The sequence below is a fragment of the Acinetobacter lwoffii genome (assembly GCF_049367455.1).
GTDB lineage: Bacteria > Pseudomonadota > Gammaproteobacteria > Pseudomonadales > Moraxellaceae > Acinetobacter > Acinetobacter lwoffii_W.
On record NZ_JBMPXW010000001.1, the window covers coordinates 2,411,163 to 2,422,353 of the forward strand.

The window sequence follows — 11,191 nt, forward strand, 5'->3', positions numbered from 1 at the left end:
CTTTATTATTGGGCAAAATAATAACAAGACAGAATAAGATTCAATGTTGCAGTGGCTATGTATTGGCTGGATTTTAGGCCTTGCCTGTATGGGGAAAAGTTTCCTGTCTGTTCAACTGAGCAGGACGGCAGTTTTGATCATTGCGCTGCTGTGGTATCTGTGTTGCCATAAATTAAAGTTCATCTTGAATACACCGCTGCGAAGCTTGTTGATCGCTGGATCAAGCTTGCTTTTGGGACTGTTTTTAGGTCATGCTTATGCCAATCTGCAATTGGCTGAACGTTTATCCAAGCGAGAGCACGAAGTCGCTGAAAAAGAAATCGTAGTATATATCAAAGAGCTGAATAAACTGGGTGATCAAAATATCCAGCAAGCCTTGCATGTGCTTAATCCTGATGGTACTACGGTTAAGTGGATGGGTTTTCTGCCAGTTTCAGATCCTGTCACATCTAGTTTGGTAAATGATGAAACCAAACAGCAGACCCTTAAGCTGGGATACTATTATTTATTGCAAGGCCAGATTCGACCTAACCATAGTTATGCCACACCGGGTGCTTTTGATGCAGAAAAATGGGCATTACAGCAAAATGTTATGGCTGGGTTTAGGATCAAACATATCCAAGAGTTGCAACCGCAACAACTCTATGCACTAGGTCATGCTCAACATTTCCGTCAGCAACAAAAGTTGGATCAGCGATTTTTGCTTTGGGTAGAACAACAGCGACTGGCCTTAAGAGAGTTTGTGGCCAGACAACCCGTACAGCAGAAAGGCTTATTACTGGCTCTATTAAGCGGTGATGAAAGTCTATTGGATCAAGCGACGGAACAGCAATTCCAGCGTTTTGGCATGAGTCATTTATTGGCAATTTCTGGACCACATGTCCTGATCTTTGCCTTTATCATCTGTGGCAGTTTGCAATATCTGATTTCAAGGTACACGCCGCAGATTTATCTGAAATGGCCAAGGCAGTATTTTTTGAGTCTGCCTTTCTTGCTGTGTGTACTGCTGTATTGTGCCTTCGTCGGTTTTGAAATTCCGGCGCTCCGTACTTTACTGATTTGTGTGATTGTGACTTTTACACTGTTGCTCAGGCAAAGTGTGCAGCCATTAAAACTGCTGATTTTAAGTGCTGCCTTATTGTTGCTCTTTGATCCTTTTAGTATTTTATCGGCCGCATTCTGGCTGTCTTATGGGGCCTGTTTTGTCTTGCTGCGAATCTACCAAACCATTCAGCAACAACCGCGTGAGACAGTACAAACAGCATTACAACGACTGTATTTTACAATAAAAGTCTTGGTGGAGTCGCAGTGGAAAATCTTTCTGGCCCTGTTTCCCTTAATGATGCTGTTCTTTAAGCAGGTGGCCTGGATTACGCCGCTAAGCAACCTGGTGGCTATACCGTGGATTGGCCTGCTGATTGTTCCAGTGGATATTCTGGCGGCTTTACTGTTTTTCGTCTCTGAACCATTGTCGAGTCTGTTGTTTCAGCTCAATGATATTTTCATTCATATACTGCTGGCATTTCTGAATCTGCTTGATCGGCTGTTTGCGCCACAACTGATTCCGGTGGCCATGAATGTCTGGATGATGGGTCTATGCATATTGGGCTTGTTAATTGTCTTTTTGCCGCGGGGCTTAGTGCCCAAAAGCTGGATCGCACTTGCCTGTGTACCACTGTGCATTCCGCAACTTAATCAGCATGCATTTCAGCTGTCTGTTCTGGATGTCGGGCAGGGACAGGCCATCTTTATTCGTGACGGGCAACACAGCATGATGATCGACATGGGCGGTTATTATAATGAAGAAAAATTCAGTATTGGCCGGCAAGTGATTATGCCGTTTTTGTCTGTGCAAGGGGTTGGAGAGCTGGATCAACTGATTTTGACCCATCTGGATCAGGACCATAGCGGTGCATATCACAGTATTAAAGATAAGTTAAACATCAAACAAGTATCATCTAATCAGATACCTGAAACGGCTGCTTCTTCAAACTTTCAGTTTTGCTATGAAGGACAGCAATGGCAATGGCCTGAAGGGATTAACTTTAAAATTCTGGCACCTCGGCAGCAGCAGTTAAATACGCCAAACTTCAATAAAAACGACCACTCTTGTGTAGTATATCTGCAAGTCAAAAATGCCGGACCGTATCAAAACTTTTTACTGATGGGCGATGCGGGCTGGGAAACTGAATACCAGCTGCTCCAAGATTATCCGGAACTGAAAGTCGATGTGCTGGTGCTTGGACACCATGGTAGTCAGCACAGTTCAGCCTATCAATTTTTAGAAGTTTTACAGCCTAAATTGGCGATTGCCTCGGCTGGGAAATTTAACCGTTATGGCCACCCGAGCCAACTGACGCAGCAACGGTTGAAAGCCCTTAATATTCCCTTATTGACCACGGCAGAACAGGGGAGTGTGCACTTCCAGCAACAAGGCTCAAAATTGGTGCTTTCTGCCGAACGGCATGAATGGCGGTGGTTGTATCGTCAGCCTTTAAGTCACTGATTCCAATATGGGCGAAACTTCATGTAGTTCTTGAGTTCTTAATGCATTTACTTTGCCCAAGGCTTGTTCATGTTCAAGTTTATAGAGATTTCCCAAGTCTTGATGCGCATTAAAGCGTTTATAACTCCAGTGATAATGTTCCGGATGGCGACGAATTAAATTTTCAATACTATTGATAATGACTTGAGTACCCTGATTGGCATTGCCACTATAAATTTTTTCATCAACGGTTTCGATAAAGATATCGAATCCATCTTTAGTATTACGTAGAGCATATAAAAACAGGGCACGCGCTTTGGTCTTTTGAATCAGCTTGGCACTCAAATTACTCGTGGCCAGAGGAACACCGAAATAAGGAATATATTCACCACCAATATTCGGGGTATGATCAGGAAGGATGACCGTAGTGCCGCCTTGTTTTAAGGCCTTAAAAATCTGACGAACGCCAGATTCATCGGTCGGCACCAGATGCGCTTGTTCACGACTACGGGCGGCTCGTACAAATTGATCTGCAGCCTGATTTTTCACAGGTTTGTACATAATGGTCATTGAAGTGAACTGGGCGATATAGGCATTCATGATTTCCCAGGTACCAAAATGCGGCACAATTAAAACCAGACCTTTATTTTGTGCAAGGGCATCATGAAGTAGATCTTCGCCAATAACGCGATGAACGCGTTTAAGATTTTTCTGATTGCTTGAGCCCCAAATAGTAAAGAACTCGAAATATGACATTAATTCATTGCGAACCGCAGCACGGTTAATCTTTTCACGTTCCTGACCGGACAGTTCTGAAAGACTGATTTCAAGATTCAGGCGAATGACTTCCGAAGTTTTAGTGACTTTAAAACTGTTCACAATAAAGGCCAGAATACGGGCCATCCAGCGAGAAACCGGAAGCGGTTGGCGGCTAATGTATTTGAGTAAACCGTAAGCTGAATTCCGTGAGCCCTGTTTCGTCATTGATTTCGTCTAAGTACAAAAAAAGAGAACAAAATTTATTATAGGCGAAAACGTTTTGTTTAGACAGAATTACCCGATTCAGTGTATATAATGGGTTCAATATAAATCAATTTATTGGATTATTTATGTCCGATTGGCCACCAAAACCTGAAAATCAAATACAAAATACGCAACAGCCAGTTCAACCGACTGGTCCGGAATGGAAACTGCTGGAAAAAGCGGTTTTAGCTTCGGTAGAAGAACAGCGCCGCGCGCGCCGTTGGGGGATTTTCTTTAAATTTCTGACTTTTGCTTATCTGCTTGTCGTTATTTTGGCGCTAGGCAAAAGCTGTAGTTCCGTTTCTTCAGATGCCAGTACTGCTGCAAGTTCTCATATCGCAGTCGTGGATATTGTGGGGACGATTGCTGCTGACAAGCAGAGTGTCAACAGTAGCAATACCATCAAATCACTGAAAAAAGCCTTTGAAAATAAACAAAGTAAAGCAGTGGTACTGAATATCAACTCACCTGGCGGTTCACCGGTACAGTCGGATGAGATCTGGCAGGAAATTCAGTATCTGAAAAAACAGCATTCTGGGAAAAAACTGTATGCCGTGATTGGCGATACAGGTGCTTCAGGTGCTTATTATATTGCTTCAGCTGCGGACGAAATTATTGTCAATCCATCGAGTCTGGTCGGTTCAATTGGGGTGATCATGCCGAATTATGGTGTGAATAATCTGCTGCAAAAATTAGGTGTTGAAGATCGCACCATGACCTCAGGTGAAAATAAAGCTTTGTTGTCGATGACTCAGCCAGTTGATCCTGCGCAAAAAGCTCATGTACAGGGTGTGCTGGATAATGTGCATGGTCACTTTATTAATGCAGTTAAACAAGGACGTGGCAATAAATTGAAATCCAATGATCCTGCCATTTTCTCTGGCTTGTTCTGGACCGGTGATCAGGCGGTGAAATTAGGGATTGCGGATCGTATCGGTAGCTTAAATACTCTAAAACGTGAACTGAAAACTGAAAAAGCGTTGAATTACACCATTGAATATAGTCCATTTGAATCCGTGTTGGGTCGTATGGGTTCATCGATTGGGGATGGAATTGCTTCTTCGGTTGCACAGAAGCTTCAGTCAGAAAATAGTACAACACTGCAATGAAACCACTGATTCATTTCGCGCACGCCAATGGCGTGCCATCCAAAGTCTATCAAAAGCTGTTTGATGGATTGCAAGATGATTACGATATTATCTATGTGCCGCTTTTGGGGCCAGACAAGCGTTACCCGGTTGATAATCATTGGAAAAGCCTGACCCAGCAAGTGATTGACAGTATTGTGCGCCAGTCCCATGGACGACCTGTCATTGGTCTGGGGCATTCTTTGGGATCCGTGTTAACTCTGCAGGCGGCTTTGCAGCGTCCGGAACTGTTTTCGCAAATGATCATGCTGGACCCGCCGATGATTATGGGCAAAGAAGCCTTTGCCTTGCATATCGCCAAGACTTTTCGCTTAAAAGCATTAGATAAAATGTCTCCGGCAGGCTTGTCCAAACGCCGTCGTGATCATTGGGATTCACGTGAACAGGCCGCTGAATTGCTGCGTCCTAAAGGTTTTTATCAGGATTTTGATGCGGATTGTTTCCAAGCTTATATTGATTATGCCTTGCAGAAGGATCCCATCCGGGGTGGGGTAGAACTCACTATTCCTAAAATGGATGAGGTCGCAGTCTTTAGAACGAATCCGTCGCTATGGTGGTTGCCTCAGGCAAAACCAAAAATTCCTGTGCATCTGATCGTTGCCGAGAAAGGTCCATTTCTGGCCCGCAAGTTCCCGCAGCAAGTGCAAAAGAAATTTGGTATTCCTTTTACCGTGGTGGATGGTGGACATATGTTCCCATTGGAGCAACCCATTCAAGTGGCAGGCTTGATCAAACAGCTGATTCAGCAACAGTCTGCTTGAATTATTGAATGTATTGGAAATAAAAAAACGCATCCGAGGATGCGTTTTTTTAATATCTAAATTTTTTAGAACTTGCAGAATTGAACAGGCGCTTGCATTTTCTCATTTCGATACAGCACACCATCTTTAGTATGTTGAATCGTACCGCTACAAATCCATTCTATGACTTGTGGATAGATCACATGCTCGAGGCTATGCACACGTGTTGCCAAACTTTCTACCGTATCGTGGTGAGAAACCTTGAGAACACCTTGCGCAAGTGCTTGGCCTGCATCCAGCTCAGCCGTAACATAATGCACCGTACAACCGTGCAGAACATCACCGGTATTGAGTACACGCTGATGCGTATGCATGCCTTTATAATAAGGCAACAGGGAAGGGTGAATATTTAACATTTTTCCTTCCCAGGCTTTCACAAATTTTTCACTTAAAATTCGCATAAAGCCGGCAAGTACCACCAGATCCACATCCCAGTCCAAAAGCTGTTGATGCATTACATCATCAAAAGCCTCACGGTTTGGATATTGCTTGTGTTCAATAACTGCAGTCTGAATGCCTGCCTGCTGTGCACGCGTTAAAGCAAAGGCTTCAGGTTTGTTGGAAATCACGCCCACAATTTGCCCTGAAAGATTGGCATCAATCAAGGCTTGCAGATTTGATCCGCTACCTGAAACAAGTACAGCAATTTTAATCATGTGAAATTACGCGAAGATCACACGAATTTTTTCGTCTGCACCTGCAACCGATTCAGCATTGTCTTGAATCTGACCCATTGCCCATGCTTTTTCGCCAAGCTTGTTGAGTAATTCAACAGTTTTGTCTGCATCAGCTGCATCAACAACCAGCACCATACCGACGCCACAGTTGAAAGTGCGATACATTTCAAACTGTTCTACGCCGCCTTCACGTTGTAGAAGCTTGAATAGCTCAGGCCATTCCCAAGAAGATTCATTTACCAGTGCTTGAGCGCCATTAGGAAGTACGCGCGGTAAGTTACCCGGCAAACCACCACCGGTGATGTGTGCCATCGCATGTACATCAACGTGTTTTAACAGCTCAAGAATTGGTTTTACATAAATGCGTGTCGGTTCCATTGCAACATCTGCAAGTGGGCGACCATCGACGATTTGAGTTAGATCAACGTTTTTCACGTCCAAGATTTTACGAAGCAGTGAGTAGCCGTTTGAGTGCGCACCTGAAGAGGCCACACCAATTAAAACGTCACCCGCTTTGACTTTAGAGCCATCAATAATTTTGCTTTGCTCAACAACACCGACACAGAAACCTGCAAGATCGTAATCTTCGCCTTCATACATGCCTGGCATTTCAGCAGTTTCACCGCCAACTAATGCACAGCCAGCAAGTTCACAACCAGCGCCAATGCCAGTGACTACATTTGCAGCAACATCAACATTTAAGTGACCAGTTGCATAATAATCAAGGAAGAACAGTGGTTCAGCACCACAGACAAGAAGGTCATTCACACACATTGCAACCAGGTCTTGACCAATTGTGTCATGACGGTTCAAATTCAGTGCCAGACGTAATTTTGTACCAACACCATCTGTGCCAGATACGAGAACAGGTTCTTCATAACCTTTAGGAATTTTACAAAGTGCACCAAAGCCACCTAGGCCGCCCATAACTTCGGGACGTGAGGTACGCTTAGCGACAGATTTGATACGATCGACTAACGCGTCGCCCGCCTCAATGTCGACACCTGCATCTTTGTAGCTTAAACCAGTGTTTGGGGTAGAAGTTGAGTTGCTCATAATGAAGTCTCCGCATTCGCGGGTGCGATTATAACCTGAATATGTAAAACTCTTATGGTATTTGTGGCCTAAAATGCTATCTTTATTAAAATATTTTAATTTTTAGAATGATTAATAGAGAAAAGGCAAGATTCTATGGTCGATCGTACTTTACGGCGCATTCTTATACTTGCTGGTATAGCATTGATACTTTGGGTTTTATATCTGCTTAAACCAGTTGTGGTTCCTTTTGTGGCAGCTTTTCTAATTGCTTATTTATTTAGCCCCTTGGTTGATGTTTTACACCGTATTGGGCTGGCTCGATGGCTCTCGATCAGTATTGTATTTATCGGAATTGGGATCGTGGTTACATTGGTGATGTGGTATCTGGTGCCACTGGTCTGGCAGCAGCTAATGTATGCGCGTGATAGCATTCCGGCCGGGATTCACTGGATCAATTACACGTTCCTACCTTGGCTTTCCGATAGCTTTAATCTGGTCCCGATGGAAATCGATACCGATCAGATTTCCTCAGTAGTAATGGACTATGTTCAGACCAATTATAGTGCGGACAGTATTCAGGCAATGCTGCTGAAACTGGCACAATCTGGTCTGAACTTTATCCAGATTGGTGGCACGATTGTCCTGATTCCGATTATTGCCTTTTATTTCTTGCTGGATTGGGATCGTATGCTGGACAGCTTACGTCGTCTAATTCCCCGTCCTTATGAAAAAACAACCTTAAATATTGTGAGTGAATGTCATAGTGTCTTAGGTGCCTTTGTCAAAGGTCAGTTCCTGGTCATGCTTCTGCTGGGCGTGGTTTATGCAGTGGGACTCCAACTCATTGGCCTAGAGATTGGCTTGATCATCGGGATGATTGCCGGATTGTGCAGTATCATTCCGTATCTTGGTTTTGCGGTTGGAATTATTGCCGCAGTCATTGCAACCTTTTTCCAATTTGGAATCGACTGGTGGCAACTGGTATTGGTCGGGATTGTCTTTATGGTCGGGCAGGCAGTCGAAGGCTATATTCTACAACCATTCCTGTTGGGTGATAAAATCGGTCTTTCTCCTGTAGCTGTAGTATTTGCAGTTCTGGCAGGTGCGCAACTGGCCGGTTTCTTGGGCATGCTGATTGCCTTACCGGTGGCAGCCGTGATTGTGGTACTACTGCGGCATATCCGTGAGTATTATGAACATACGCCATTTTATGGTGATCGGGCTGTTGTCATGCAAGATGCCTCTACCGGTTCAATCAACATTGAAACAGCAGATTTAGATGTTGATATTGAAATGAAAAAGCCACAGAAAAAACCGCTGCAAGCAGAGGAGAACTCAAGTAAAATTCACGATCCTCATCGTAAAGACTCATAAGGCCAAAAAATCGTATGCGTCAATTGCAGTTAGATATAGAACCTCAGCTCGATGCCCGAATCAGTGATTTTTCAGGGCCGGGTTGGGGGCATGTCATTGATGCTGTCCGTCAATTACATGCAGGCCTGATCAACCGATTTTATGTCTATGGGGGAGCCGGTACAGGTAAAAGTCATTTGTTGTCTGCCATCTGTGACTCTTATCTGGAAATAGGTAAATCTGCGATTCAGGTATCTCTACTTGAACTTTTAGATGCACCCACTGAGGCGATTACTTCTCTAGATCGTTTTGATCTGGTGGCACTTGATGATATCGAAGCAATTAGCGGCGTACCTCATTGGCAACGCGCCGTCTTTCACTTGATTAATTATAATAATGAAGGTGGTGGACAGTTGGTGTTTTCGTCACGTTTTGCACCTATAGAACTCAAACTTGAATTGCCAGATTTACAATCTCGTCTCACGCAGGCGGTCAGTACTCGTGTTCCGAGTGGTAGCCTGTATGCTGATCGCTATGCGCTGGTTTCCTCGGTACTCGATCGTCGTGGGATCCATTTAGACCCTCAAATCTTTGACTATTTACTAAGCCATGGACCACATCAAACTTCAGTGCTGCTTCAAAGATTAGAGCAGATTATTCAATTACTTAAAGGAGAAAAGCTGAAAGTCAGCAATGCCAATCTGCGGCAGATATATGCCTTGATTGACGAATATCGGTAAATCATAAAAAATCTTGAGTAATTACTCAGTCTATGCCACAGTAAGGCAAAATAATTCTCTGTTGCAAGGATTCTGCAACTTTAGAAGAAAAAGAAAGAAATAAAAATTAAGGAGAAGGTTATGCTCAAGAAGAGCATAGGCATAGCTTTGCTATGTATAGCGGGGCAGTCGTATAGTGCAGATATTATTGTAACCACTACAGAAGATATTGAAAAAGATGACAAGGAATGTTCACTTCGAGAAGCTGTTGAGTATGTTAACCGTGGCTTAGCTAAAGCAGGTTTTATGGGCTGTGGTGGGGAGAACTCATCCAGTACCATTATTTTAAAAGAAAAAAATACCTATGTGTTGAACCAGCATATCGCGATTAAAAAATCTCTTACCATCCGTTCGGTCGCAGAAAGTGATAGCGAATTCAGTACGGATGAAAAAGCATTAGGCTTGCATAATGCCCATATTCAAATGAAAGGTACCGATAATCTTTTTCGGATCAATAGTACAGATACACTGGTTCAGTTAAATTTGAAAGAACTGGATCTCGAAGGCTGTGGTAAAACCAGTTGTGCTGAACAAGGTGGCCTAATTTATAATAAAGGTCAGCTAATTCTAGAATATAACCGTCTATTTAATGCTGCTGCCAACTTGGGTGGGGCAATTTATAATGCTGGCAAGTTTGGTCAGAACTTAACAAGCCGTGCAGAAATTAAAAATAGTCTGATCGAAAATAACAAAGCCCAACGAGGCGCGATCCTGTATAGCGAGCTACCTGATTTCCTTATTTTGCAAAGTGTACTTAAAAATAACCAGACACTGGATAATTCAGCAACCAATATTTATAGCGCGGGACAGTTTGCTGACTCCAGTAAAGATCAAGGTATTAGTGGGGAGGTATTAAGTAGTACGATACTAAAAAATAAGGGTGTACTTATTAATGTCATGGACGGGATGGGATTGAATAATCTCACCATGGTTGATAATGAAAATACTGCTTTACGTATCCATGCGCCGTATGGCAGAGCTTATGTAGCGAATAGTATTATTTTAAGAAATGGTACACAGGATTGCCAAATTATCACTGGTGACAAGACTTTGTCGCAAAATAATCTGCTGACAGCCTCCTGTGGTGTAGGGGATACAGTCGCACCAAATCAGTTCTGGAGTGGTACACGACTTTTTGCTGAATCCTCAGATAAAAGTGAAGGTGCTTGTCAGACCCTAGAAGAAAATAATAATGCCATACTTTGTCCATACAGCGTTCCTAAAGGACAACTTCTCGGTTATATGCGCCCACGAATTTTGTTGAACTATATCCTTGTAAATGAATCGCCAATTGTGAATAGAGGCACAGGATTGAATCTGGCAAATCCAACGGTAGCATGTGAAGCGGCAGATCAGCGCGGGATCAACCGTTTGATGGATAACCTGTTTTGTGATCGAGGTGCTATTGAAATCACGATCCCAACTTCGGGTAGTCTGGTGGGACAAGACCTGTTAAAGGGTGAAAATGCTAAGTTTTCAATTGAATCTTATCTGGGAGATAGTGATTTAATCCCAAAAGAACAGTGTAATGCCATTGTTGGTCAGAATCCGACGGGTGAGCCTTGGCAAGATGGTTGTTTGAAAGTAGTACAAACCAAAACAGCTTCCAAAGGTAAAACAGTCATCGATATTCATGGCAATGTCGTTTATACCCCGGATTCTACCTGGCATGGAGCAGATATTTTCGAACTACAAGTGGTGACCTCATCTACACGATTTAATAAAAGTAAACCTTATATGGCTATTACTACTCAGATTGTTCAGGAGCCAAAAAATGAAATGGAAGACAAAGCAGTCAAAACTTCAGGTGGCTCATTAGGATATGGTGGATTACTGATTTTACTCGGGTTAATAGGTTTACGCCGTGGATTAAAAGATTAAGGATAAA

9 protein-coding genes are annotated in these 11,191 nt (G+C 43.2%); 6 read left to right on the forward strand and 3 right to left on the reverse strand.

Annotated elements, in window-relative coordinates:
* The first annotated feature begins 43 nt into the window (after positions 1-43).
* The gene (locus ACO1B7_RS11555) at positions 44-2,506 is read left to right on the forward strand and encodes a DNA internalization-related competence protein ComEC/Rec2 (protein WP_129717029.1); all 2,463 of its coding nucleotides are present in this window, start codon (positions 44-46) and stop codon (positions 2,504-2,506) included.
* Here ACO1B7_RS11555 and ACO1B7_RS11560 read toward each other — a convergent pair.
* Positions 2,495-3,469 (reverse strand): lysophospholipid acyltransferase family protein, encoded by a 975-nt coding sequence (locus tag ACO1B7_RS11560; RefSeq protein WP_129717031.1) that lies wholly within the window; start codon positions 3,467-3,469, stop codon positions 2,495-2,497. The genes ACO1B7_RS11555 and ACO1B7_RS11560 overlap by 12 nt on opposite strands.
* 125 nt (positions 3,470-3,594) lie before the next feature.
* Here ACO1B7_RS11560 and sppA point away from each other — a divergent pair, with 125 nt between their 5' ends.
* Positions 3,595-4,617, forward strand: a complete 1,023-nt coding sequence (gene sppA / locus ACO1B7_RS11565) for a signal peptide peptidase SppA (protein ID WP_129717034.1) — start codon at positions 3,595-3,597, stop codon at positions 4,615-4,617.
* Positions 4,614-5,417 carry an alpha/beta fold hydrolase gene (locus ACO1B7_RS11570; protein ID WP_129717036.1) on the forward strand — a complete coding sequence of 268 codons (804 nt, stop codon included), beginning with the start codon at positions 4,614-4,616 and terminating at the stop codon, positions 5,415-5,417. The genes sppA and ACO1B7_RS11570 overlap by 4 nt, the downstream gene beginning before the upstream one ends.
* 65 nt (positions 5,418-5,482) lie before the next feature.
* On the opposite strand, the gene purN is transcribed toward ACO1B7_RS11570, so the two are convergent.
* On the reverse strand, positions 5,483-6,112 hold the full coding sequence (purN, locus tag ACO1B7_RS11575; protein ID WP_129717038.1) for a phosphoribosylglycinamide formyltransferase: 630 nt from the start codon (positions 6,110-6,112) through the stop codon (positions 5,483-5,485).
* Positions 6,113-6,118: 6 nt separating this feature from the next.
* On the reverse strand, positions 6,119-7,189 hold the full coding sequence (gene purM, locus ACO1B7_RS11580; RefSeq protein ID WP_129717040.1) for a phosphoribosylformylglycinamidine cyclo-ligase: 1,071 nt from the start codon (positions 7,187-7,189) through the stop codon (positions 6,119-6,121).
* Between the two features lie 135 nt (positions 7,190-7,324).
* Here purM and cxpE point away from each other — a divergent pair, with 135 nt between their 5' ends.
* The 3 genes from cxpE to rbtA all read left to right on the forward strand — a co-directional run bounded on the left by cxpE (position 7,325) and on the right by rbtA (position 11,184).
* Complete coding sequence (cxpE, locus tag ACO1B7_RS11585; protein WP_129717042.1) at positions 7,325-8,545, forward strand: chloramphenicol efflux transporter CxpE; 1,221 nt, start codon at positions 7,325-7,327, stop codon at positions 8,543-8,545.
* Between the two features lie 14 nt (positions 8,546-8,559).
* The gene (hda, locus tag ACO1B7_RS11590; RefSeq protein ID WP_129717044.1) at positions 8,560-9,264 is read left to right on the forward strand and encodes a DnaA regulatory inactivator Hda; all 705 of its coding nucleotides are present in this window, start codon (positions 8,560-8,562) and stop codon (positions 9,262-9,264) included.
* Positions 9,265-9,384: 120 nt separating this feature from the next.
* Positions 9,385-11,184, forward strand: coding sequence for a rhombotarget A (rbtA, locus tag ACO1B7_RS11595; protein WP_129717046.1), 1,800 nt, complete (start codon positions 9,385-9,387; stop codon positions 11,182-11,184).
* Positions 11,185-11,191 lie beyond the last annotated feature (7 nt).